At 65.2% G+C, this 23,060-nt stretch carries 21 protein-coding genes; 8 read left to right on the top strand and 13 right to left on the bottom strand.

Annotation, left to right across the window (positions count from 1 at the left end):
• Positions 1-167 precede the first annotated feature (167 nt).
• From J2R78_RS18470 to J2R78_RS18460, 3 genes are all read right to left on the bottom strand, one after another.
• Entirely contained in the window at positions 168-1,040 is an 873-nt protein-coding gene (locus J2R78_RS18470; RefSeq protein WP_253606025.1) for a DMT family transporter, read from the bottom strand.
• A gap of 187 nt (positions 1,041-1,227) precedes the next feature.
• Entirely contained in the window at positions 1,228-1,953 is a 726-nt protein-coding gene (gene phbB, locus J2R78_RS18465) for an acetoacetyl-CoA reductase (protein WP_016841131.1), read from the bottom strand.
• A gap of 268 nt (positions 1,954-2,221) precedes the next feature.
• Positions 2,222-3,400, bottom strand: a complete 1,179-nt coding sequence (locus tag J2R78_RS18460; RefSeq protein WP_016841132.1) for an acetyl-CoA C-acetyltransferase — start codon at positions 3,398-3,400, stop codon at positions 2,222-2,224.
• Between the two features lie 313 nt (positions 3,401-3,713).
• On the opposite strand from J2R78_RS18460, the gene phaR reads away from it, so the two are divergent.
• Positions 3,714-4,304, top strand: a complete 591-nt coding sequence (gene phaR, locus J2R78_RS18455) for a polyhydroxyalkanoate synthesis repressor PhaR (protein ID WP_057015574.1) — start codon at positions 3,714-3,716, stop codon at positions 4,302-4,304.
• A gap of 76 nt (positions 4,305-4,380) precedes the next feature.
• Here the strand turns inward: phaR and J2R78_RS18450 are convergent, their stop codons facing one another.
• Positions 4,381-6,759 carry an acetamidase/formamidase family protein gene (locus tag J2R78_RS18450; RefSeq protein ID WP_253606020.1) on the bottom strand — a complete coding sequence of 793 codons (2,379 nt, stop codon included), beginning with the start codon at positions 6,757-6,759 and terminating at the stop codon, positions 4,381-4,383.
• 385 nt (positions 6,760-7,144) lie between these two features.
• Between J2R78_RS18450 and J2R78_RS18445 the strand changes: the two genes are divergently transcribed.
• Positions 7,145-8,599, top strand: coding sequence for an acetamidase/formamidase family protein (locus tag J2R78_RS18445; RefSeq protein ID WP_253606019.1), 1,455 nt, complete (start codon positions 7,145-7,147; stop codon positions 8,597-8,599).
• A gap of 212 nt (positions 8,600-8,811) precedes the next feature.
• Here the strand turns inward: J2R78_RS18445 and J2R78_RS18440 are convergent, their stop codons facing one another.
• Entirely contained in the window at positions 8,812-10,503 is a 1,692-nt protein-coding gene (locus J2R78_RS18440; protein WP_253606018.1) for a bifunctional diguanylate cyclase/phosphodiesterase, read from the bottom strand.
• A gap of 219 nt (positions 10,504-10,722) precedes the next feature.
• On the opposite strand from J2R78_RS18440, the gene J2R78_RS18435 reads away from it, so the two are divergent.
• The gene (locus tag J2R78_RS18435) at positions 10,723-11,007 is read left to right on the top strand and encodes a hypothetical protein (RefSeq protein ID WP_069279792.1); all 285 of its coding nucleotides are present in this window, start codon (positions 10,723-10,725) and stop codon (positions 11,005-11,007) included.
• Positions 11,008-11,014: 7 nt separating this feature from the next.
• Here J2R78_RS18435 and J2R78_RS18430 read toward each other — a convergent pair whose 3' ends face one another.
• The 3 genes from J2R78_RS18430 to mtgA all read right to left on the bottom strand — a co-directional run bounded on the left by J2R78_RS18430 (position 11,015) and on the right by mtgA (position 12,811).
• The gene (locus J2R78_RS18430; RefSeq protein ID WP_057015581.1) at positions 11,015-11,653 is read right to left on the bottom strand and encodes a hypothetical protein; all 639 of its coding nucleotides are present in this window, start codon (positions 11,651-11,653) and stop codon (positions 11,015-11,017) included.
• A 143-nt stretch (positions 11,654-11,796) separates the two neighbouring features.
• Positions 11,797-11,982: a 50S ribosomal protein L32 gene (gene rpmF, locus J2R78_RS18425; RefSeq protein WP_021077536.1), complete on the bottom strand. Its 186-nt coding sequence runs from the start codon at positions 11,980-11,982 to the stop codon at positions 11,797-11,799.
• A 157-nt stretch (positions 11,983-12,139) separates the two neighbouring features.
• Entirely contained in the window at positions 12,140-12,811 is a 672-nt protein-coding gene (mtgA, locus tag J2R78_RS18420) for a monofunctional biosynthetic peptidoglycan transglycosylase (protein ID WP_253609851.1), read from the bottom strand.
• 198 nt (positions 12,812-13,009) lie between these two features.
• Here mtgA and J2R78_RS18415 point away from each other — a divergent pair, with 198 nt between their 5' ends.
• Entirely contained in the window at positions 13,010-13,930 is a 921-nt protein-coding gene (locus J2R78_RS18415; RefSeq protein WP_092090496.1) for a polyprenyl synthetase family protein, read from the top strand.
• A gap of 18 nt (positions 13,931-13,948) precedes the next feature.
• Positions 13,949-14,629 (top strand): DUF1345 domain-containing protein, encoded by a 681-nt coding sequence (locus tag J2R78_RS18410; protein WP_253606017.1) that lies wholly within the window; start codon positions 13,949-13,951, stop codon positions 14,627-14,629.
• Positions 14,630-14,707: 78 nt separating this feature from the next.
• Here the strand turns inward: J2R78_RS18410 and J2R78_RS18405 are convergent, their stop codons facing one another.
• A complete protein-coding gene (locus J2R78_RS18405; protein ID WP_253606016.1) occupies positions 14,708-15,142 on the bottom strand; it encodes a GFA family protein in 435 nt (144 codons plus the stop codon).
• Positions 15,143-15,343: 201 nt separating this feature from the next.
• On the opposite strand from J2R78_RS18405, the gene J2R78_RS18400 reads away from it, so the two are divergent.
• Both J2R78_RS18400 and J2R78_RS18395 read left to right on the top strand, forming a co-directional pair.
• Complete coding sequence (locus tag J2R78_RS18400) at positions 15,344-15,718, top strand: nuclear transport factor 2 family protein (protein ID WP_016847513.1); 375 nt, start codon at positions 15,344-15,346, stop codon at positions 15,716-15,718.
• 108 nt (positions 15,719-15,826) lie between these two features.
• Entirely contained in the window at positions 15,827-17,434 is a 1,608-nt protein-coding gene (locus J2R78_RS18395) for a Na+/H+ antiporter (protein WP_253606015.1), read from the top strand.
• A 147-nt stretch (positions 17,435-17,581) separates the two neighbouring features.
• On the opposite strand, the gene J2R78_RS18390 is transcribed toward J2R78_RS18395, so the two are convergent.
• From J2R78_RS18390 to ispG, 3 genes are all read right to left on the bottom strand, one after another.
• Positions 17,582-18,922 (bottom strand): Rieske 2Fe-2S domain-containing protein, encoded by a 1,341-nt coding sequence (locus tag J2R78_RS18390; RefSeq protein ID WP_253606014.1) that lies wholly within the window; start codon positions 18,920-18,922, stop codon positions 17,582-17,584.
• Between the two features lie 103 nt (positions 18,923-19,025).
• A complete protein-coding gene (locus J2R78_RS18385; RefSeq protein WP_229192010.1) occupies positions 19,026-19,919 on the bottom strand; it encodes a TauD/TfdA family dioxygenase in 894 nt (297 codons plus the stop codon).
• 271 nt (positions 19,920-20,190) lie between these two features.
• Positions 20,191-21,480 carry a flavodoxin-dependent (E)-4-hydroxy-3-methylbut-2-enyl-diphosphate synthase gene (ispG, locus tag J2R78_RS18380; RefSeq protein ID WP_028338143.1) on the bottom strand — a complete coding sequence of 430 codons (1,290 nt, stop codon included), beginning with the start codon at positions 21,478-21,480 and terminating at the stop codon, positions 20,191-20,193.
• Positions 21,481-21,739: 259 nt separating this feature from the next.
• Here ispG and J2R78_RS18375 point away from each other — a divergent pair, with 259 nt between their 5' ends.
• Positions 21,740-22,615, top strand: coding sequence for a sulfurtransferase (locus J2R78_RS18375; protein ID WP_253606013.1), 876 nt, complete (start codon positions 21,740-21,742; stop codon positions 22,613-22,615).
• A gap of 201 nt (positions 22,616-22,816) precedes the next feature.
• Here the strand turns inward: J2R78_RS18375 and J2R78_RS18370 are convergent, their stop codons facing one another.
• Positions 22,817-23,005, bottom strand: a complete 189-nt coding sequence (locus tag J2R78_RS18370; protein ID WP_253606011.1) for a hypothetical protein — start codon at positions 23,003-23,005, stop codon at positions 22,817-22,819.
• Between the last annotated feature and the right edge of the window lie 55 nt (positions 23,006-23,060).

The following is a 23,060-nucleotide window of genomic DNA, read 5'->3' as shown; positions in this document are numbered from 1 at the left end:
GCCACAGACGGGGCCGTCGACCCTTCGAGACGGCCGCGTTGCGGCCTCCTCAGGGTGACGGTGAAACAGTAGCAACAACCTTCTTCGTAGGATGGGTAGAGCCCAGCGAAACCCATCATCTCGCCGCGTGGACCAAAGGCGATGGGTTTCGCTTCGCTCTCCCCATCCTACGTTCTTTTTCTCAGCACCATGTCCTTTGCCGCGATCAGCCCGCCGCCGGCGATCAGGATCGCGGCGATCGCGATATTGGCGCTGGGCTTGGCGAAGCCCGCTGCGATCAGGAACGCGGTCGAGAGCAGCGGCGTGGCGTAGGATGCGGCACCGAGCACGCGGATGTCGCCGCGCTTCATGCCGATATCCCAGGCGAAGAACGCGGCCCCCACCGGACCGATGCCGAGCGCGACGACGGCAAGCCACTGCAGCGGCGTCGCGGGCCACACCGTCGTCTCCACCATCATGTGCACGAGCGCCGCAAGCACGGCGGTCGCGAGGCAGAAGCCTGCCACCGCATCGGTCGGCACCGCCTTGAGCCGGCGCGACATCACCGAATAGGACGCCCAGACGAAAGCCGCGACGAAGGCGGCCGCGAAGCCTGGAATCTGCTCTTTTGTGAAGGCGCCGGTGTTGCCGGCGAACAGCAGCACGGTGCCGGCGAGCCCGAGCAGCGCGCCGACGATGTGATGCACCGCAAGCCGCTCGCCCGGCAGCAGTGACGAGAACAGCACGATCAACAGCGGCCAGAGATAATTGAGCAGGCCGGCCTCGGCCGGCGGGGCGAAGCGCAGCGCCAGGAAATACAGCGCGTGATAGCCGAACAGCCCGCCGACGCCGACGACCCAGGCGACCAGCGGCTGCTTCAACGCGCCGAAGGCTGACGGACGCAACAGGAAGCTCGCGAACGCGAACGCGGCGCCGATCGCAAACGTCATGGCCGCGAGTTGGAACGCCGGGATAGTCCCGGTCGCGACCGTCATGACCGACAGCAGCGACCACATCAGGATGGCGGTCAGTCCGACAAGGGTGGCAGTTCGGGTCGTCATCTCAATTCAATCCGTCGTGGCCGGGCATGACTGTCCAAAGGATGGCCGTCTGCAACCGCTCGCCGATGTCCCGGCCGGCCACGTCTTCCTTCGCGTGTGGCGCGTTGTAAAGACGAAAATGCCCGGCACAAGGCCGGGCATTCGCTACTTGATTGTGCGCGCCTGCGACGCGACGACGCTGCTCGCGTCAGGCGTGATACTGGCCGCCGTTCACGGTCAGCGTCGAGCCGGTGATGAAACCGGCATCGTCTGCGGCGAGGAAGACCACGGCCCGCGCGATCTCTTCGGGTTCGCCGAGCCGGGCGACCGGAATCTGCGGGATCACGTTCTTCTCGAGCACGTCCTTCGGCACCGCCTGCACCATCTCGGTGTTGATATAGCCGGGGCAGATCACGTTCACGGTGATGCCGCCCTTGGCGTTCTCCAGCGCCAAGGCCTTGGTGAAGCCGATGTCGCCGGCCTTGGCCGCGGAGTAGTTGACCTGGCCGAACTGGCCTTTCTGGCCGTTGATGGAAGAGATCGAGATGACACGGCCGAACTTGCGGGCGCGCATGCCCTCGATCACCTGGCGCGTCATGTTGAACAGCGAGCCGAGGTTGGTGTTGATCACGGCATTCCACTGCTCGACCGTCATCTTGTGGAACGCGGTATCCTTGGTGATGCCGGCATTGTTGACGAGCACGTCGACCGGGCCGAGATCGGCCTCGACCTGCTTGACGCCGGCCGCGCAGGCGTCGAACGAGGCGACGTCCCACTTGTAGACCGGAATCCCGCTCTCCGCCTTGAACTTCTCCGCCGCGGCGTCATTGCCGGCGTAGCTCGCCGCCACCTTGTAGCCCGCCGCTTTCAGCGCCTTGCTGATCGCAGCTCCAATACCGCGCGTTCCGCCCGTCACCAATGCAACACGTGCCATGTCCGTTTCCTCCTTGGCCGTCTTTTATAACCGGATAACTCCGGCCTACGCACTCACTCAACAAAGCGCGATGAGATCAGGTTGAATTGTCATCGCGCTTTGGCTCCCTTTTTTGAGCATGGTCTTCTCGGAAAACCGCTTCACACTTTTCCGGATCATGCTGTCGAAACAAAAATGCCCGGCGCAAAGCCGGGCATCTTATTTATCAGCTCGCTTCGCGGTTGACAGATGATCTTTTCATCACCTAACCGGCCTCGCTGCCTTTTGTTCAGTCGCGTGCAACGCACATAGCGATGCCCATGCCGCCGCCGATGCACAGCGTCGCGAGGCCCTTCTTGGCATCGCGCTTCTGCATCTCGTGCAGCAGCGTCACCAGCACGCGCGCACCCGACGCGCCGACCGGATGGCCGATCGCGATCGCGCCGCCATTGACGTTGACCTTGGCCGGATCCCAGCCGAGGTCCTTGTTCACCGCACAAGCCTGCGCCGCGAACGCCTCGTTGGCCTCGATCAGATCGAGGTCGGCGATGTTCCAGCCGGCCTTCTTCAGCGCGGCGCGCGAGGCGGGGATCGGGCCGGTGCCCATGATCTTGGGGTCGACGCCGGCCTGGCCCCACGACACGATGCGGGCCAGCACCTTCTTGCCCTGCTTGGCGGCTTCCTTGGCGGTCATCAGCACGACGGCAGCGGCGCCGTCATTGATGCCCGAGGCGTTGCCGGCGGTCACGGTGCCGTCCTTCTCGAAAGCCGCGCGGAGCTTGGCCATCGCGTCGAGCGTGGCGCCATGGCGCGGATACTCGTCGGCGTCGACCACGATATCGCCCTTGCGGGACTTGATGGTGACCGGGACGATCTCGTCCTTGAACTTGCCGGCCTTCTGCGCCGCCTCGGCCTTGTTCTGCGAACCGACCGCGAACTCGTCCTGCTGCGACCGGGTGATCTGGTACTGCTTGGCGACGTTCTCGGCGGTGTTGCCCATGTGGTAGCCGTTGAAGGCATCCCACAGCCCGTCCTTGATCATGGTGTCGATCAGCTCGAGCCCGCCCATCTTGACGCCGCCACGCAGATATTGCGCGTGCGGGGCCATGCTCATGGATTCCTGGCCACCCGCGACGACGATCGAGGAATCACCGTTGAGCAGCGCCTGGTAGCCGAGCGCCACGGTGCGCAGGCCCGAGCCGCAGAGCTGGTTGACGCCCCAGGCCGGGCTTTCCACCGGGATGCCGGCCGCGATCGAGGCCTGGCGGGCCGGGTTCTGGCCCTGCGCGGCGGTGAGGATCTGGCCCATGATGACTTCGGAGACCTGACCGCCCTCGACGCCGGCACGCTCCAGCGCCGCCTTGATGGCGATGGCCCCGAGGTCATGGGCCGGCGTGGTGGCGAAAGCGCCGTTGAAGCTACCGACGGGGGTGCGGGCGGCGCTGACGATGACGACATCGTCTGACATGGACATCTCCTATGGGTTGTAGCTGGGTTTCTCGACGGCGGGCGGCCGATTTGGCGGGCCTGTCTCTTGACGGCTATCCTGTAAACCTCGTTGAGACATGTCAATCGCACTGTCGGGCAAATCGCGCCGCGACGCACTCAAAATGACGCCCTTGGCACTTTCCTGAGCAAATCCTATGCTTTGGAATTAACCGCACAGCACAAAACTGTAGCCGAACCGCTTTGAAAATGCTTACCTTTGCTGCGATGCGTTGCATTTTGCCCTGCGGCGATGCCGTGGGGTTCCAGGTTCTTCGGTGTTGAAGTGAGAGCCCATGGCAAAATCTGAACAACCGACCACGATCAAGAAATACGCGAACCGGCGGCTCTATAATACCGGGACGAGCACCTATGTCACGCTCGAGGATCTCGCGGCGATGGTGAAGGAAGGCGAGGATTTCCTCGTCTATGACGCCAAGACCGGCGACGACATTACCCGCTCCGTGCTCGCGCAAATCATCTTCGAACAGGAAAACAAGGCCGGGCAGAACCTGCTGCCGACCACTTTCCTGCGCCAGCTGATCCGCTTCTACGGCGACAGCATGCAGATGGTGGTGCCGAAGTATCTCGAACAGTCGATCGAGACGCTGACCAAGGAACAGGAAAAATTCCGCAAGCAGATCGCGGGCGCGCTGAGCGGCACACCGTTTGCGCCGCTGGAAGAACAGGTCCGCCGCAACATGGAGCTGTTCCAGCAGACCTTCTCGATGTTCAAGCCGTTCGTGCCGCAACGCGGTGGCGGCGAGGCCGACAAGGCGCCGGAGCCCACGCCCGATGACGGCAACATCGACGATCTTCGCCGCCAGATGAAGGACATGCAGGAACGCCTCGAGCGCATGTCGCAGCCGACGAAGAAGGACGAGTAGGTCCTTATCGCCGATCGGCCGGACGCACCGGCCGCTATCGTTTCGCGCAATCCTGACGGCGGCAACTCTGCCGGCGTCAGGCGCCGCTTGCCCCGGGAAGCATGCTCTTGCGGACGATCGCGTGCACGCCCCAATTGCCGTCGGCAACCTGCGTGACGCCGAAATCGACGCCGAGCGAGATCAGCGCCAGCGCCTCGTCCTCGCTGAGACAGTAGCACTCCATCAGGAATTTGCGCGTCGCCCGGAACGCATTGCGCAGCGCCAGATCGACCGACGAGCGCTGGTAGATCTCCGACTGCGCGTTGCGCCCGAGCTCGCGCAGATAATTGCCGTAGCTGAAGCCATGCAGGATCCACTCCTCCGGCGTTTCCAAAAGCGGATGCGCCAGCCCTTCGACATGCGGCTTGGTCGCCCTGCCGCTCTTGTGCAGGATGAAGCGAAACTGGCCGGTGAGCGAAAGCTCGAGCGCGGTGCCGTTGACCTCGCCATCGCCTTGCGCGAAATGCGGATCGCCGATCGAGAACAGCGCGCCTGATACTGCGACCGGCAGATAGAGCGTGGTGCCCTTAGTAGCGCGCCAATTGTCGACATTGCCGCCGAAATAGCCGGGCGGAATCGAATCGATGATGTCGGATTCGCGCGGCGCCACCGCCATAAAGCCGAAATGCAGCCGCGCCGGAATCCGTACGCCGGCGAGCACGCCGGGCTGTTTCTCGACGGTGGCGTGATCGACCGGCACACCGGGATAATCCATCGTCTCGTGGCGCACGCCGAACGGATCGGTCTGCGGCGTCCAGCGGTAGGAATAGACGGCGTGGGCCCACTCGGCCTGCGCATCGGTCTCGAAGATCGTGATGGTCTCGCGCTTGGCCGGCGGATCGATCAGATCGTTGTACTGAAAGCCCCACCAGGCCGCGGCATTGCTGCCGAACGACTTGCCGGCGTAGGCCGGATTGGCTGATGGCCGCGGCCAGATGTCGAGGATCTGCACCTCGAGTACATCGCCCGGCTCCGCACCGCAGACATAGATCGGCCCGGTGCAGATGTGCACGCCGAACCCTTCGCCGGCGCCGCGGCCGAAGATCGAACCGTCCATCGGACCGGCGCCGCGCCGTTCGACCGACTTGCCCTCGGCGGTCCAGCGAAACACGCTCTCCGCGCCGGGATCACCCTTGATCATGCGCTCGTAATCATCGAAGGCATGCTGGGTCAGCGTCTCGATCGTCACCACCGCGCCCGACTGCACGCTCATGACGGGCGGGATGGCGCGGCTGAGATAGCCCCAATGCGCGGTCTCCCTGGACACCTTGAGATGGTGATGCGAGGCGCCCCGCCCTTCCGGCACAGCCCCCGCCGGTTCAACCGGTACGATCGGCTCCAGCGGCGCAACCGTCTCGCGCGCAACCGGGCTTGACGCGAGATTTGGCGCGAGCCGCAGCACCGTTGCGGTGCCACGCGCCAGCCGCGGCCGGCCGCGCGTGCGCTCGCCCTCCACATCACGAGGCACCGCCTTGCGGAAGTCGCGCGGCGAGGTGCCGTAGGTCGCGCTGAACATCCGGCTGAAATGCGCCTGATCGGTGAAGCCCCAGCGGTAGCTGATTTCGGCGATGCGCTGGTCAGCATAGTTCGGATCGATCAGATCATTGCAGCAGCGTTCCAGCCGCCGCTCACGCACATAGGCCGAGAACGTCGTGTTCTGCCGTTCGAACAGCCGTTGCAGATAGCGTTGCGACAGCCCTTCCTGCCGCGCGATGTCGGCGATGGTCAGGCCGGCATTGCCGAGCTGGGCCTCGATCGCGGCATCGACCCGGCGCAGATGGCCGGCCTGGACCTGCGTCATCGCTTCTGCATCGAGCCGCGTCTCGCCGAGCAGCGCGCCGGCGACGAGTTCGGTGACCGCGACCTCGGCGGTGACGAGATCGGCCTTGTCCAGGATCGCGAAATTGCCGCCCAGGGTCCGCATCACCGGACGCACGGACGCAGCGGCGATCGTCGCGCCGAGCACGGCCGGCAAACGCAAGCGATTATGCCCGAGCCGGCCGAGCAGCCGCTCACGTGGCAGTTCGAGCAACAGGATCTCGAAATCCTCGCGCAAGGTCATCCGCCACGGCGATTGCAGGTCACACACCGAGACGTCGTTGTCGGCAAACTCGCAGCTGCGTTGGCCGGACGTGATGCTGCCGCGGCCGTATCCGTGGAAGATGATGGCGACCCGCGCCGGCATTCCCGGCGAGGCCGCATGACCGCTGCAGACGATCTGCTGCTCGGTGGAACGCAGCAGCGCGAGCTGGCCGCCGCTGGTCGAGCGCTTCGCGGTCAATTCGCCGAACTGGAATTGGCCGGCCTCCGGCAATTCGCAATCGAGCTGCAAACCGGCCAGCGCCTCGCGCCAGACCTCCCGCCGGTTTTGCCGCGGGATCGCATCGACCGAAACCCGATAGGTCGTCGCGACCATCACCCCTCCAGGCCGCAGCACCGCAGCGTTCCACTCACAGAGCCGTGAACGCAGCCTGCACCGATTGCAGGCAGGCGGCAAGCGTGTTGCGACGGCACATGTTGCCCAGCCTGCGTGCAACGCGCGGAAGCGGCCGCTTTCGCGTGGCAGCGCTATCAGCGGCGAACGCAGTGCAACTTGATCGAATGCGCCCAAATTCTTGACCGCTCCGGCCATGCCGCGATGCGAAGACGGCCGCCGCAGATGCCTTGCACGCTGTTGCACAGGCCTTTGCGCCGCGACGACAGCAAGCGCGCCGACAAATTATTGGGCGCGCCCGGTCATGTCGGAGCGGCGCGGCACCATGCACTCTCATGCGCACTTTCGATCCAAGGAGGAGCTCAAGATGTGCGCAGGTGACGACAAGAACTGCCCGGACTTCGAATTGCATCATCGCCAGTTCAAGGAGACGCTCGACCGCGAACGCCGTTCGTTCCTGCGCTCAAGCTTCGCGGCGGCGGGCGGCGCCGCGGCAATGACCGCCGGCGGCATCTCGCTGGTGACGCCGAAAATGGCGGCCGCCGCCGAGAAGCATCAGCCGGCGCAGCGCGCCTATCACCATTTGCCAGCGAATGCCGACACCGTGCATTGGGGCTATTTCAGCAAATCGCTGAAGCCGCGCGTCGAGATCAATTCCGGCGACTTCATCACCATCGAGGCGCTGACGCATCACGCCAATGACGATGCCGAGCGCATGGTCAAGGGCGATCCCGGCGTCGAGAGCGTCTATCTCTGGACCAAGGAGAAGAAGGGCGTGAACCGGCGCGGCGCCGGCCCGATGGATGCCTCGCTGTTCGGACGCGGCGCCGGCGAAGGCCTCGGGGTGCATATCTGCACCGGGCCGGTGTTCGTGCGCGGCGCCGAGGAAGGCGACGTGCTCGAGCTGCGCATCATCGACGTCGCGCCGCGGCCCTGCGCCAACCCGAAATTTTCCGGCAAGGCGTTCGGCAGCAACGCCGCGGCATCGTGGGGCTTCCACTACAAGGATCTGCTCACCGAGCCGAAGCCGCGCGAGGTGGTCACCATCTACGAGGTCGACGCGACCGGCGAGCGCAACTGGGCGCGCGCCGTCTACAATTTCACCTGGACGCCGCAGACCGATCCGTCCGGCGTGGTGCACAAGACGATCGATTATCCCGGCGTCCCGGTCGATCATTCGACCGTCAAGGAGAACCACGGCATCCTGAAGAACGTGCGCATCCCGGTGCGTCCGCATTTCGGCGTGATCGGGCTCGCGCCGAAGGAGGCCGAGTTCGTCGATTCGATCCCGCCGAGCTACACCGGCGGCAACATCGACAATTGGCGTATCGGCAAGGGCGCCACGATGTATTACCCGGTGGCGGTCGAGGGCGGGCTGCTCTCTGTCGGCGACTCCCATGCTTCGCAGGGCGATTCCGAACTGTGCGGCACCGCGATCGAATGCTCGCTCAACGGCACCTTCCAGATCATCCTGCACAAGAAGGCCGACCTCGCCGGCACCGCGCTGGAAGCGCTCGACTACCCGATGCTGGAGACCCAGGACGAATGGCTGGTGCACGGCTTCAGCTATGCCAACTATCTCAGCGAGCTCGGCTCCAGCGCGCAGACCGAGATCTACAAGAAGTCGTCGGTCGACCTCGCTCTGCGCGACGCCTTCCGCAAGATGCGCAAATTCCTGATGACGACGAAGAAGCTGACCGAGGACGAGGCCATCTCGCTGATCTCGCTCGGCGTCGACTTCGGCGTCACCCAGGTGGTCGACGGCAATTGGGGCGTCCATGCAGTGATCCGCAAGGACATCTTCGCCGGCGGCGAGAGCTGAAGAAAAGGCCTGAAGCGTGGCGGTCAGCCGAAGAAGGACGAGCATGGCTTTGCGCCGCGCACCTCACCCAACGTCGCCCCGGCGAAAGCCGGGGCCCATAACCACAAATGTCGGTTGTTTGAAGCAAACGTCTGCCAGATCGCTTCATCGAGAGGCTGCGGCGTATGGGTCCCGGCTTTCGCCGGGACGACACCGTTGATTTGACGAACAGATCAGCCCGTGGCGGGCACGGGCTTCTCCGCCGGCGCGTTCCACGGGCGGTCCGGCGAGGCGAGGCCGATCAGGCGGCCCTGGATGAAGTCGCAGCCCCATTCGCGCAGCATCACGGCGGCTTCCTCGTCCTGCACCCATTCGGCGACCGTCCTGATCTCGAGGCGGCGGGCGAGATCGATCAGCGTTTGCACGAAAGCGCGGTCGTCGGCCGAACGCACGATGTTCTGCACGAAGGCGCCGTCGATCTTCACGATGTCGACGCCGAGCTTGCGCAAGTTGCGGAACGAGGTGTAGCCGGCGCCGAAATCGTCGATCGCGATCCGGCTGCCGAAGTTCTTCAGGCGCGTGACAAAGCCGCGCACGTCGTCGATATCCTGGATTGCCACTGTCTCGGTGATCTCGACGATCAGCCGCTCGCCGACGCCGGGATGCGCGCGCATCAAAGATTCGATGGTGGCCCACCAGTCCGGATCCATCGTGGTGTCGGGCGAGATGTTGAGGCTGAGCTGTACGCCGGGAGCGGCAGCGAGCTCGGCGATGGCGAGCTCCAGCACACGGTGATCGACCAGCCGGATCAGGCCGAGCCGCTCGGCGACCGGCACGATATCGGGCGCGAGCAGCGCGCGGCCGTCGTCCTGCTCCATCCGGACCAGGCACTCGTAGAACGCGGGCTGCCGCAGGCACGCATCGACCACGGGCTCGAAGCCGATCACGATGCGGCGCTCGTTCAGCGCGGTGACGATCTCGTCGGTGACGCGGATGTTGACGCGGCGCTGGGCGTCGCGCTCGACATTCGGCTTCCACAGCGCGAACGATCCGGCGCGGCGGCTCTTGGCCGCGTCCAGCGTCTCCTGGGCGCGATTGACCGCCTCCTCCGCCGACCGCGCATGGCGGGGAATGGTGACGGCGCCGATCGAGACCGTCACCGATACCGGGCCGGACTTGGTCGGCACCACCTCGTCGCGCACCGCGGCCAGGAAGCGCTCGGCCGCGACATTGGTGTCGTCGACGGTGCAGTTGCGCAAGATCAGGCCGAACTTGTTGCCGGAGAAGCGGCCGAGCATGTCGCCGCTGCGCAGCCGCGCACGAATCCGCTTCGCGACCTCGGCGATGACGGCGTCGGCGACATCGAAGCCAAAGGCATCGTTGACGCGCGCGAGGTGATCGATGCCGATCAGCATGAAGGCGCAGGAGGAGCGGAAGCGCGCGCACTCCTCCATCGTCTCGGCGAGCGAGGCGATCAGATGGGTGCGGTTGAGCTCATTGGTCAGCGGGTCGTGCCGCGACAGCTTCAGCAGCTGCTCGTCGCGGGCATGCCGCTCATTGTTGATGCGGACGACGCCCTGCACGCGCGCCGGCCTGCCGTCGGCGCCGGCAAACCAGCAGCCGGTCTCCTCGATCCAGATCACCGGCGCCGAGGTGACGGCCCGCACGCCATATTCGATCCGGTAGGGAACGCCCTCCCCGCCGCGTACCGGCGCCGGCGCGCCGAGCGCATCGGATCGCACCGAGCGCGATGGCTCGATCAGCTTTGCAAGCTCGGCGCCGCTCGCCAGCGCCGCGACCGGGATATCCGGGAAGACCGCTGCCACATTGTCGCTCCAGGCGATCGCATCGCTCGCGAGGTCCCAGGCGAATGTCGCTTGGCCGAGCGAGGCGAGGATGCTGGCAGCTGGCGGGACAGGGGGCATCGAACATGTCTCGATTTGGGACGGCGCCCGGTGATTCTACACGCTCTCAAGATAGTGGTTCCGGCGAATCCAACGCTAGGTGAAGTTGATAAATAATCTGGAAACCACGTTTTCGACTGTCCGGGAACGAACTGGGGACGGCGGGCATGACCCTTGCCACAGGGGTGTTGCGGAGGGCCGCAACGTCCCAAACTATGACGCTCCAACGGGTCGCAGACGATGCCGGATATCGATCAATCGGAAATCCTCGACGGCGAGTGCACCGGCGATGCTGCGGCGGCCAGCACGGCGCTGGTGCCGCTGGCCGCGACCACCCATTGGGCGCCCAAGATCCCGCTGCCGCATGCCGATCCGTCGTTTGTGGCTCATCTGATCGCGACCGCCGCACACGAACCGCAGACGCGCGGGCAGCGGCGTGGGTCATTGGCCGACGCGCAGAGCGCTTACGGCCCGCATGTCGACGAACGCCGCAGCGTGGCGCGGCGGACCCGGCAGATCATCTAGGAAAATATCAGCGCTGCGGCGCGTCCGACGGCGGATGGCCGCCCGGCTGCAAATCCGGCGAGGTCACCGTCGGCTTTGGCGCGGACTGATCGAGTAGCACGGATTCCGCAACCGACGTCGCCGAGGGGACCGGTGCGGCCGGTGGCGGCGCGGCAGGCGCCGGCGCGGCGACAGGCGCGGGCTCAGGCCGGGGTGCCGGCTCCGCTACGGGTGCAGGTTGCGGTGCCTCAGCTGCCGCAGGGTGCGCCCTGCCGGCGCTGGGCGCCGGTGCGACCACCGCACGGCGGCGGGTGCGCAGCGCAATTCCGGAAATGAAATCGACCAGCGCCAGCAGCGTGAGCAGGCCATAGGTCGAGTTGCCGAATTTCGGCCAGAGCACGAATTCGGCAGCGGCGGCGCCGAACACGATCAGCGACAGCAGATGGTCGGTGAGATATTTCGCGCCGGGGCGCGCGCCCTTGATGACCTCGAGCAGCAACAGCAGTACGGCGGCGGCGAGCAGCATGTCGCTGAGCGTGATCTGCCACTGCTCGCCCGACAGCAATGTCAGCCTGATCAGCGGGTCCGTGAACGACACGCCGGGCATCAGGAAAGCGATGATGTTGTAGACCGCGAGCGGAACGAGCAGCAGCGGAAAACCGACCATCGGGGCTTGCGCCTTATTCAGGGAGAACCAGCAATGCGGCGACGCTCATTGGCCTCGCCGCGGACGCGCCCGTCTTGGCCGCACTCGTTGACCGAATTCAGGCGCCGCGCCGCATGGCTGCGGCGCGTGGACCGAATGTCCGATCAGGACTCTTTCTTGGCCTTCAGGACCTGACGGCCCTTGTACATGCCGGTCTTCAGGTCGAGGTGGTGCGGACGGCGCAGTTCGCCGGAGTCCTTGTCCTCGACATAGGTCGGGGTCTTGATCGCATCGGCCGAACGGCGCATGCCACGGCGCGACGGCGAGGTTTTTCTTCTGGGAACGGCCATGACGGTGTCCTCTAGGGGTGTTGCGGAGGCATCGTCCGAAATGCGGACGGCTCAGCGCTTCGAAGCGCAAGCTGCGATGCCGGTAAGGCCGCGCTTATAGAGGAAGGCACTGCGTAAAGCTAGGGCCGGAGACAGCAAAAAGCGCCCGAAATCGGCCTCAGGAGCCGCGATTTTCGCGCCAGCAGCGCGTCACGGAGTTGGCCCGGACCATATAGGTGGCGGACAGCCTGCGGACCCCCGGGCCGGGGTTCCGGGCGCTCCTCTTGGCCGGATTCGGCAGGATCGCCGCCAAAAGCGCGGCCTCGCGGGCTGACAGCCCCGCGGCGGACCGGCCGAAGGCATATTGGGCGCCGGCTTCGGCGCCGAACTGGCCGGACGGGCCCATTTCCGCGATATTGAGGTAGATTTCCAGGATCCGCTGCTTGGGCAACACGAGATCGATCCAGAGTGCCAGCGGCAGTTCCAGCCCCTTGCGGATCACGCTGCGGCCGGACCACAGGAACAGGTTCTTGGCGACCTGCTGGGTGATGGTCGAGCCGCCGCGGGCCACCTCGCCATCCTCGGCGTCGTCGAGCACCTCGCGCAGCGCGCCCCAGTCGATGCCCCGATGCTTGCAGAAATGAGCATCCTCCGAGCCGACCACGGACCGCGCCAGATAGGGCGACATCGCGCCGAAATCGATCCAATGCCGCGTCACCGGGGCCCCGCGCAGGGTCCGCCAGGCCATCAGCGCCGAAACCGGATGGCCGGTACGGTAGAACGGCGCCACCAGATACGGCAGCAACAGCAGGGCCAGCAAAAGCAGCAACAAAATTCGGACGATGCGCAAAGCAGGGTTTCCGGGGAGGACCATTCCAGGAAGGATTTGGGACCCGCCCGCCAGAACACGGCCGGCGCCGTCGACGTCTGCGGGATAATTCACGGTTTTTCCAGCACTTTTAAGGCGCATTCCGTCGCAGGGCGGGAATTGACGAAGCCGATGCCATCAACGATTGTCCGGCCGAAAATCGATCTGGAGCAATTCTTAATGACGACCGGTACTGCAGAGTTTTCCAAGCGGCTGGACCAGACCGCGGAGGATACCGAAGCCCTGCTCGCCAAACTGCTGTCCGACGCGACCGAAAGCGATGAGATCGTGCGCCCGAAGCGGCTGATCGAGGCGATGCGCTATTCGAGCCTCGGCGGCGGCAAGCGGCTGCGGCCGTTCCTCGCGGTCGAGAGTGCCGCGGTGTTCGGCATCCCGCGCGAAGCCGCCCTGCTGGTCGGCGCCGCGCTCGAATGCATCCACTGCTACTCGCTGATCCACGACGACCTGCCGGCGATGGACAATTCCGATCTGCGCCGCGGCCGCCCGACCCTGCACAAGGCCTATGACGACGCCACCGCAATCCTCGCCGGCGACGCGCTGCTCACCATCGCATTCGACATCATCACCCGTGATGCGATCCACAAGGACGCCCAGGTCCGCCTGCTGTTGACCCGCGCGCTGGCGCGCGCCTCCGGCGTCGGCGGCATGGCCGGCGGCCAGATCCTCGACCTCGCCGGCGAAGGCCGCTTCGGCGACCGCGAGCCGGTCGATGTCGCGCGCCTGCAGCAGATGAAGACCGGCGCGCTGCTCCGCTTCGGCTGCATCGCCGGCGCGATCCTCGGCCAGTCCTCACAAAAGGAGTACCAGGCGCTCGACGATTACGGCAAAGCACTCGGTGAAGCCTTCCAGATCGCCGACGATTTGCTCGACGTCGAGGGCGATGCTGCCGCGCTCGGCAAGCCGGCCGGCGCTGACGCCGCGCTCGGCAAGACCACGTTCGTCACCCAGCTCGGCATCGATGGCGCCAAGCAGCGCGTGCGCGATCTCCTCGCGCGTGCCGACGCTGCGCTGTCGGTGTTCGGCGACCGAGGCGACGTGCTGCGCGCCGCCGCCCGCTTCGTCGCCGAGCGCAAGAACTAGCCGAGAGCAACGCGCGAAATGAACAGGGAGATCGACGACCGCCTTGTTCGCTTCCGCAAGCTGCCGCTGCCGGTCCGCGTCGTCGTGGGCCGGCCGCGCACCTTCGGCTCGATCGCTTTCGGCATCCTGGCTGCGCTGCTGGTGCCGGGAGCACCGCGCCTCGTCACCCGCCTGCTCGCGGGCTGGGATGCCTTCGCCGCGCTGTATCTCGTGCTTGCCTATGTGATGATGCTGCGCTGTGGCGTCGCCCATATCAAGCGAAGCGCCATCCTGCAGGACGACGGACGTTTCCTGATCCTGCTGCTGACCGCGTTCGGCGCGCTGGCGAGCCTCGCCGCCATCGTGTTCGAGCTCGGCGCATCCAAAGGCAGCCCGGCCGGACTGGCGCTGGCAATCGTCACCATCACGCTGTCATGGGCCTTGGTGCACACCGCGTTCGCGCTGCACTACGCCCATGAGTATTACCGCGGCGAGACGCCCGGCGGATTGCAGTTTCCGAGCGGCGAGGAACATGCCGACGCCGATTACTGGGACTTCGTCTATTTCTCGTTCGTGATCGGCATGACGGCGCAGGTCTCAGACGTCGGCATCACCGACAAGATCATCCGCCGCACCGCGACCGTGCACGGCATCATCTCGTTCGTGTTCAACACCGCGCTGCTCGCCCTGATGGTGAACATCGCCGCGAGCGCGATCTAGCTGCGCCGCCTGATGAGATGCCGTGCGCAAGGCGGTCGGCAAGGACGACAAGCAGCACGCCGATGACGTCGCGCGGATTTATTCCCCGCCTTGCGTCACGTGCTCCTGATATTGCGGCAGATCGTCCGTTATCGCGTACCACGGCGCCTTGGAGCCGACGAAGATATGGGCGGTCGGCCGGATCGCCGGCGCATCGCGCAGCGTGCCCATCGCGACATGGACATAGGCGCCGTCGCGGACCAGCGAATAGAGCAGCGAGCCGCAGCGGCCGCAATGCGCGTCGTGGGTGAGTTCATCGCCATAGATCAGGAGCTCGTTAGCGCCGCCGACCACGGTGAATTTGTCGCGCGCGATTCCCGCGAACGGCTTGAACGCCGATCCCGTGGTGCGCCGGCAGTTCGAGCAGTGACAATTGAGCGCATAGGCAAACGCGTCAGCCACCTCGTAGCGCACGTCGCGGCAGAAGCATTCGCCGGTCAGGATATGTTCGTTCGAATTTGCAGATGCGGTCACAACTCGTCCCTCACGCAGAATTTTGTCGCCGGCCATGGCGCAATCTAGCGGTTCATGGCTAAATCCTGGAGCCCTTTCCGTTCCGATTGAATCGGAACGCGGGCTCTAGATTCGAGCCTGACGCGTTTTCTCCACGCGAACCGGCACCCGCTTCGCTCGAAAACGCTCCAGCCGATCCAATCCTGCCGGGAGGACCAACCGATGAGCCAAGATCGATCCAGCGTCGAAAGCGTCGTGCAAACCTATTTCGACGGTCTCTACGAGAGCAATGCCGACAAGCTCGCCGAGGCTTTTCATCCGAGCGCCGATTTGCGCTGGGTGGAGAAGGGCGAGCTGAAGGTCCTGACCGTGCCGGACTGGCTTGCCTTGGTGCGCAAGCGCACCTCGGCGAAGGCCGAAGGCAAGCCGCGCGAGGATTTTATCGTCACCATCGACCGCTCCGACGACAACACCGCCTTCATCAAGGTGCGCTGCCAGCTGCCGCCGCGCTATTTCACCGACTATCTGGTGGCGATGAAGCTCGCCGACGGCTGGCAGATCGTCTCGAAGTCGTACCGCTACGACCTCAGGGATTGATCGACCGGGCGCGGCGCGCCCGCGACGGCTTTGTGACGCGCCCCCTGCGGTCCGGCTCCGGCCGGACCGCATTGACTGGCGCTGGTTTCCGGGCGAATTGAGCCCGTTATGGAAGCCAAGTTTCAGATTTTTCTCACTTTGCTCGGCGTGCTGGCGGGAACCGCCCTGGTGGCGCGGCGAACCGATATCGCGCCCGCGATCCTGCTGCTGCTGGTCGGCATCGTGCTCGCCTTCGTGCCGGGCATGCCGTCGCTGGAACTGCCGCCCGAGCTCGTGCTGCTGGTGGTGCTGCCGCCGCTGATCTATTCGGCGAGCGTCGCGATGAGCTGGCGCGAGTTCAAGGCCAATCTGCGGCCGATCATCCTGCTGTCGGTCGGCTGCGTGATCTTCACCGCCTTCATGGTCGCAACCGCGACCCATTATCTGATCGGCCTGCCCTGGAGCATCGGCTTCCTGCTCGGCGCCATCGTCGCGCCGCCCGACGTGGTCGCGCCGCTGGCGATCGCCCGCAGGCTCGGCATGCCCCGCCGCATCCTGGTGGTGCTCGAGGGCGAAGGGCTCGCCAATGACGCGACCGCGCTGATTCTCTACCGCTTCGCGCTCGCCGCGATCACCACCGGGCTGTTCTCGCTGCCGAAGGCGACCGGCACTTTCCTCGTCATCGTCGCCGGCGAGATCGCGTTCGGCACCGCGGTCGGCTGGCTCAGCCTGCGCGCCCGCCGCCGCGCCAGGGATCCGCAGGTCGAGATCACGCTGTCGCTGATCACGCCCTATCTCGCCTACTGGATCCCCGAGCATTTCGGCGGCAGCGGCGTGATCGCGACCGTCGCCTGCGGCCTCTACATGAGCTGGAACGGACCGCTGTTGATCTCGGCCGCGACGCGCCTGCAGGGCATCTTCTTCTGGGACTTGATCATCTATCTGATCGAGGGCCTGCTGTTCCTCTTGACCGGCTTCCAGATGCGTTCGCTGTACGAGAAGTCGAAGTCGTTCCCGCTGCACGACATCCTCACCGCGACCGTGCTGGTCGCCGTCATCGTGATCGTGGCGCGCTTCGTCTGGGTGTTTCCCGGCACCTATCTGCCGCGCTGGATCAGCCGACGCGTGAGCGAGCGCGATCCGCTGCCGTCGTGGCGGGCGGTGTTCGTGGTCGCCTTCACCGGCGTGCGCGGCGCGGTCTCGCTCGCCGCGGCGCTGGCGCTGCCATTGACGCTGCCGAGCGGAGACGCCTTCCCGTATCGCGACCTGATCCTGTTCGTCGCCTTCGGCGTGATCTTCGTGACGCTGGTCGGGCTCGGCCTCACTCTGCCGCCGGTGGTGCGCTGGCTCGGCCTCGCCAGGGACGGGCGCAGCGAGCACATCGCCGAGCACGAGCAGGAGATCGCGGCGCGGCGCGAGGCGCTGAACGCCGCGCTGAAGTCGCTCGATGCCATCACCGACGACCGCGAGCTTTCCGACGAGGTCATCAAGCTCTTGCGCTCGCGGCACGAGATCCGGATCAACCAGCTGCCCGACTCGCTCAATCCCGACACGCACGACGTCTCCGCCACCGGCACCGAGCTGACGCGGGAGCTGATCGCCTCCGAGCGCAAGTTCATCCATATGCTGCTGCGCGACGGCAAGATCACCGACGAGACCAGGCGGCGGATCGAGCGCGACCTGGATCTGGAGGAGGCGAGCCTGTCGAACCGCGAGTATCGCAGGATTCCTTTGTAGCGCGCGGTATCTCCACCCGTCGTCCCGGCGAAGGCCGGGACCCATTACCACAAGTACCAATTGGTTTGCGGGCTGGAGCCACACCGCGCTTCAACAACGCAACCCTGTGGTTATGGGTCCCGGCCTTCGCCGGGACGACAGTGGATATCATTCCGCCGCGGCGTTCTGGCCGGGACCGCCGACGAAGCCGGCGGGGTCGCCGAACCGCTCGATCATGACGGCGGTGAGGTCCTTGGTCTTGCTGGTGACGCAGGCGCCGGAGCGCACGGTGTAGCGGTCCTGATGCTGAGCATGCGGCGGCGCCTCGCCCTTTTGCAGCGCGCGGGCCGCCTCCATGACCAGCTTGCGGAAATGCATGATGCCGAGATCGGTCGGGCCGAGATGCTCGCGGGTACGGTCGGCGATCGGGCCCTGGCTGTCCTGCACCGCGGCGTCCTGCTCGGAGACGCCCTTGATGCCGGTGTAGCTTTTGGTCCGCTGCAGCTTGCGGTCGATCAGATAGTCGTTGGCCTTGTTGCGCAGCGGCACGTAGTTCTCGTCGACGACAGCCATCACGCCGTTGCCGTTGGCGTAGCCTTCGCGCTCGGCATCGGTCAGCGGCCGGTGGGGATTCCACGCATAGGTGTAGATCCAGCAATTGGTGTCGGTGACCGGCACGAAGGTCTGGCCGAACATGTTCTCGCCCGGCATCGAGCTCGGCGCGTAGCTGTGGAACGGCATCAGGAACTGGGCGATGCGCCAGTAGATGTTGTCGCTGCCGGTGAGCCGTCCGCCCGCCACCGTGAGGCCGGCCTCATGCGGATTGATCTTGATGACGGGGCGCGGATCCTCGGCGATCCAGCGCATGTGATCGGTCGCGACCCGCGTCAGCGGGTTCACGAAATGCTTCTTGATGTCGAGGATCTCGTTCTCCTCCTTCTCGAAGGAGAGGTGTGCGAAGGTGAAATGCGCGGTGTCGATCGAGCCTTCCACCGCCTGCACCCAGTTGCAGTCCTGCCACTTCTTGGTGACGAAGCGGTGCGAGGCCGGCAGCAGCGCCATCTCCAGCGCCGGCAGTTCAGGCATCTGATCGGCCGGGCCCATATAGGCCCAGATCATGTCGCCCCATTCACGCACCGGATAGGACTTGATCCGGATCAGGTCCTTTGCGTTGAGGTCCGGATACGACGTCGGCATGTCGACGCAGCGGCCGTCGGTGTCGAACTTCCAGCCGTGATAGACGCAGCGGATGCCGCATTCCTCGTTGCGGCCGAGCCAGAGATTGGCGCCGCGATGCGGGCAGTACTGGTCGATGACGCCGACCACGCCTCTCGTGTCGCGGAAGGCGAGCAGCTCCTCGCCCATCACGACGATCTTCTTCGGATCGCTGTCCGGCTCCAGCAACTCCTCCGACAGCAGCACCGGAATCCAGAACCGCCGCAGCAATTCGCCCATGCCGGTCCCCTCACCGGATTCGGTGAGGAATTTGTTGTCCTCGGCGCGAAGCATAGGCGGTCTCCCGAGTTTATTTTCGTTGTAGTTCGTAGGATGGGTGGAGCCAACGGGGCCGCGCGTTGCGCGGACCCGTTGGCTCTACCCATCCTACGAAATCTCACACCGGCCGCTCTCCCTTCACGGTGACGCGGGTGCCGGAGCGGGTGTGCGGCCAGTAATCCCACATCGCGCGATGCTGGGCGCAACGGTTGTCCCAGAACGCGATCGCGTTCTCGGTCCAGCGGAAGCGGCACTGGAACAGCGGATTCTCGGCGTGCTGGTAGAGATAGGCCAGCATGGCGTCGCTCTCGTCGCGCGGGATGCCGACGATGAAGCGGGTGAAGCCGCGATTGACGTAGAGCGATTTCTTGCCGGTCACCGGATGGGTGCGAACCATCGGATGCTCGGCGCGGGGATATTCCCGTTTGTCGGCGACGCCGTAGTTCGCATACAGGCCACGATAGGTCTGTTCGCCATCATGCAGCGCGGTCAGCCCGTCGAGATAGGCCTTCATGCGGTCCGACAGCGCCTCATAGGCGGCGTACATGTTGGCGAACAGGGTGTCGCCGCCGCGCGGCGGGCACTGCTTGATGTAGAGGATCGAGCCCATCGGCGGCTCGAGATCGCAGGACACGTCGGTGTGCCAGCCCTCGCCATTGGCGCGTGGGGAATCCTTGTCGGCGTAGATCTTCATCAGCGCCGGATCGCCCTCATTGGGCGCGGCGGGATGCACATGCAGCTCGCCGAACTTGCGGCCGAAGGCGAGATGCTGGTCGGGGCTGATGTGCTGGTCGCGGAAGAAGATGACGAGGTTTTCGGCGAGCGCGCGATGGATCTCGTCCATCTGGCGGTTGGAGCGCGCATCGTCGCCAACGAGCTTGCCGATATCGACGCCGGAGATCTCCGCGCCGATGATCGGCGTCAGCTTCTCGACGCCGATGGTCTCATAGGGCTCGGATTGGTCGGCGAGGTGGCGATAGCGCGGACCCTGCTTGCCGGATAGCGAGCTCATGGGCGTTCTCCCAATCATTCTTGATTGGGAGCATGGTAACGCGCATCGACGGAAGCGCAATCTGCGCCTCAAACATATCTGTCGTCCCGGACAAGCGCAGCGAAGCGGAGCGCAGATCCGGGACCCATAACCACAGGATCGGGTTTTGCGAAGGCTGGTAACCCGCATCTCGCGCCACAACCACATCCTGTGGTTATGGGTCCCTGCTCCCGTGCGCAATTGCGCACTAGGCAGGAACAACGGTTGAGTGTGGGTCACGCGCGGAGTGAAACTACTCCGCGGCGCCGGCCTGCTCCGGCAGCTTGGCGCCGTTGCCGTAGCGCTGGTCGATATAGTCGATCACCAATGCCTTGAAGTCGGCGGCGATGCCCGGACCGCGCAGGGTGCGGAACTTCTTGCCGTCGACGAAGACAGGCGCGGCCGGCGCTTCGCCGGTACCGGGCAGCGAGATGCCGATATTGGCATGCTTGGATTCGCCCGGGCCGTTGACGATGCAGCCCATCACCGCGACGTTGAGCTGCTCGACGCCCGGATACTTGGTCTTCCAGGCCGGCATCTCGTCGCGGATGAAATCCTGGATCGAGCGCGCCAGCTCCTGGAACGTGGTCGAGGTCGTGCGGCCGCAGCCCGGGCATGCCGCAACCAGCGGCACGAAGGTACGGAAGCCCATGGTCTGCAGCAATTCCTGCGCGACCTGCACTTCCAGCGTGCGATCGCCGCCGGGCTCCGGCGTCAGCGAGATGCGGATGGTGTCGCCGATGCCCTGCTGCAGCAGGATGCCCAGCGCGGCCGAGGAGGCCACGATGCCCTTCGAGCCCATGCCGGCCTCGGTGAGGCCGAGATGGATCGCATAATCCGAGCGGCGCACGACTTCCTGATAGACCGCGATCAGGTCCTGCACGGCGGAGACCTTCGCCGACAGGATGATCCGGTTCTTCGGCATGCCGAGCTCTTGCGCGCGCGCCGCCGACAGCAGCGCCGACTGCACCATCGCCTCGCGCGTCACGGCGCGGGCATCGCGCGGATTCGCAGACGCCGTGTTCTCGTCCATCAGCTTGGTGAGCAGCTCCTGGTCGAGCGAGCCCCAATTGGCGCCGATGCGCACCGGCTTGTTGTTCTTGTTGGCGATCTCGATGATGTCGGCGAACTGCGTATCGCGCTTGTTCTTGAAGCCGACATTGCCGGGATTGATGCGGTACTTGTCGAGCGCTTCGGCGCAGGCCGGATATTCGGCGAGCAGCTTGTGGCCGATATAGTGGAAGTCGCCGATCAGGGGCGTGGTGATGCCGCGCTTGCGCAGGCCGTCACGGATGTGCGGCACGGCAGCGGCGGCTTCCTCGCGGTCGACGGTGATGCGGACCATCTCGGAGCCGGCGCGGGAGAGCGCGGCGACCTGGGCGATGGTGCCGTCGACATCGGCGGTGTCGGTGTTGGTCATCGACTGCACGACGATCGGCGCGCCGCCGCCGACGGCGACGTTGCCGACCATGACCTGCGTGGTTTGGTGCCGCGGCGCGGGGCCGGCGACGTCGTCTTGCGGCAAAATCTCGGGCTTGTTCATGGCGTCTCGAATATCAGGTTTTGGTGACATTCACCAAGGGGGCGATGGGCCTCGCGCGCGGCGGGCCAAACGATCGTGTTTCGGAGTGAATTCAATAGCTTATGGCGCCGATTGAGGCCAAACGCAAGCCATGCAGCGGCGTCCTGCATGCCCCGCTATATTGGACCGGATTGGGGTGAATCAAAGGGCAAAGTGACAGCTTTTCATGTGATCTGGCGCATCTTAGCATCCCGTTAAACACACACCGGGAGGACGCAAAATGGCCGGCAACAGCGAGCTGATCACCACGGCGGAACTTGCCGAGATACTGACCCGGCCGGACCTTCGCCTGTTCGACTGCACGACCTATCTGGAGCCGGCTCCCGCCGGCAGCAACGTTCCCTATATTGTCGTCTCGGGCCGCCAGACGTTCGAGGCCGGCCACATCCCGGGCGCGAATTTCCTGGATTTGCAGGCCGAATTCTCCGAGGCCAATACCCATCTGCGTTTCATGATGCCGCCGACAGCGCAGCTCGAAGCCGCGTTCGGCCGCCACGGCATCTCGGCGGGCAGCCGCGTCGTGCTCTATTCGATCGGCACCGCAATGTGGGCGACGCGGTTCTGGTGGATGCTGCGCTCGCTCGGCTTCGAGGGTGCCGCCGTGCTCGACGGCGGCATCGACAAATGGACCGCCGAAGGACGCGACATCGAGACCGGACTTGCCGGCGGCTATCCGCCGGCGACGTTTCCGGCGCGGCCGAAGGACGGCATGTTCGTCGACAAGCATGACGTGCTCGCCGCGACCACGGAGGGCGACACCGTCATCGTCAACGCGCTCGGCCCGCAATTCTACAAGGGACTGGAGCCGAGCCGTTACGGCCGACCCGGCCGCATCCCCGGCAGCGTCAGCGTGCCGGCGGCGACCTTGATCGATCCCAAGCACAAGACGTTCGTGCCGCTTGAGGAGGCCGAAGCGACGTTTGCTGCGCAAGGCATCACCAAGGACAAGCGCGTCGTCGCCTATTGCGGCGGCGGCATCTCCGCGACCATCGACCTGTTCCAGCTGCATCGGCTCGGCTACGACAATCTCACGCTCTATGACGGCTCGATGGGCGAATGGGCGAAGGATGAGTCCCTGCCAATCGAGAGGGGTTAGTGGGGAAGCGCGATGTCTCCACCGTCGTCCTGGCGAAGGCGAATTTGCTTGTGAACGGGAAAGCGGCCCCCAGCGTCGCGCGACAACCGACAGTTGGGGTAATGGGTCCTGGCCTTCGCCAGGACGACGCTGAATGTTTGGCGCGCCGATGAGGCATACATCCGCATTCTCGTGACATGAATCGTCGGAGTCTTGAGGCGATCAAGCCGGCTTCTTGACGATCTCAAGGCCGCGGGCCGCCAATTCCTTCAATATGCTCCGTGCGAGGTGGGAGCACTCATCCGGCTTGATCCAGCACGCGCTCCGCCAGTCCGGATCATCCTCCTTGGAGTATGCCGTGAACGCGGACCGGATTCCGGCTTCAATTGCATCGGTGGCATCGGTTGGCATCGGCGCGCCTCCAACGGCATCCCTCGCATGGGAGCCTTCGTGGAGGCGATGTTGA

The sequence above is a fragment of the Bradyrhizobium sp. USDA 4538 genome, from assembly GCF_024171045.1.
GTDB lineage: Bacteria > Pseudomonadota > Alphaproteobacteria > Rhizobiales > Xanthobacteraceae > Bradyrhizobium > Bradyrhizobium australafricanum.
This window is presented reverse-complemented; position numbering and strand designations above follow the sequence as displayed.

Coding starts and splice junctions, on each gene's coding strand:
- J2R78_RS18470 (WP_253606025.1), bottom strand. CDS start 1,040: ATGACGACCCGAACTGCCACCCTTGTCGGACTGACCGCCATCCTGATG.
- phbB (WP_016841131.1), bottom strand. CDS start 1,953: ATGGCACGTGTTGCATTGGTGACGGGCGGAACGCGCGGTATTGGAGCT.
- J2R78_RS18460 (WP_016841132.1), bottom strand. CDS start 3,400: ATGTCAGACGATGTCGTCATCGTCAGCGCCGCCCGCACCCCCGTCGGT.
- phaR (WP_057015574.1), top strand. CDS start 3,714: ATGGCAAAATCTGAACAACCGACCACGATCAAGAAATACGCGAACCGG.
- J2R78_RS18450 (WP_253606020.1), bottom strand. CDS start 6,759: ATGGTCGCGACGACCTATCGGGTTTCGGTCGATGCGATCCCGCGGCAA.
- J2R78_RS18445 (WP_253606019.1), top strand. CDS start 7,145: ATGTGCGCAGGTGACGACAAGAACTGCCCGGACTTCGAATTGCATCAT.
- J2R78_RS18440 (WP_253606018.1), bottom strand. CDS start 10,503: ATGCCCCCTGTCCCGCCAGCTGCCAGCATCCTCGCCTCGCTCGGCCAA.
- J2R78_RS18435 (WP_069279792.1), top strand. CDS start 10,723: ATGCCGGATATCGATCAATCGGAAATCCTCGACGGCGAGTGCACCGGC.
- J2R78_RS18430 (WP_057015581.1), bottom strand. CDS start 11,653: ATGGTCGGTTTTCCGCTGCTGCTCGTTCCGCTCGCGGTCTACAACATC.
- rpmF (WP_021077536.1), bottom strand. CDS start 11,982: ATGGCCGTTCCCAGAAGAAAAACCTCGCCGTCGCGCCGTGGCATGCGC.
- J2R78_RS18415 (WP_092090496.1), top strand. CDS start 13,010: ATGACGACCGGTACTGCAGAGTTTTCCAAGCGGCTGGACCAGACCGCG.
- J2R78_RS18410 (WP_253606017.1), top strand. CDS start 13,949: ATGAACAGGGAGATCGACGACCGCCTTGTTCGCTTCCGCAAGCTGCCG.
- J2R78_RS18400 (WP_016847513.1), top strand. CDS start 15,344: ATGAGCCAAGATCGATCCAGCGTCGAAAGCGTCGTGCAAACCTATTTC.
- J2R78_RS18395 (WP_253606015.1), top strand. CDS start 15,827: ATGGAAGCCAAGTTTCAGATTTTTCTCACTTTGCTCGGCGTGCTGGCG.
- J2R78_RS18390 (WP_253606014.1), bottom strand. CDS start 18,922: ATGCTTCGCGCCGAGGACAACAAATTCCTCACCGAATCCGGTGAGGGG.
- J2R78_RS18385 (WP_229192010.1), bottom strand. CDS start 19,919: ATGAGCTCGCTATCCGGCAAGCAGGGTCCGCGCTATCGCCACCTCGCC.
- ispG (WP_028338143.1), bottom strand. CDS start 21,480: ATGAACAAGCCCGAGATTTTGCCGCAAGACGACGTCGCCGGCCCCGCG.
- J2R78_RS18375 (WP_253606013.1), top strand. CDS start 21,740: ATGGCCGGCAACAGCGAGCTGATCACCACGGCGGAACTTGCCGAGATA.
- J2R78_RS18370 (WP_253606011.1), bottom strand. CDS start 23,005: ATGCCAACCGATGCCACCGATGCAATTGAAGCCGGAATCCGGTCCGCG.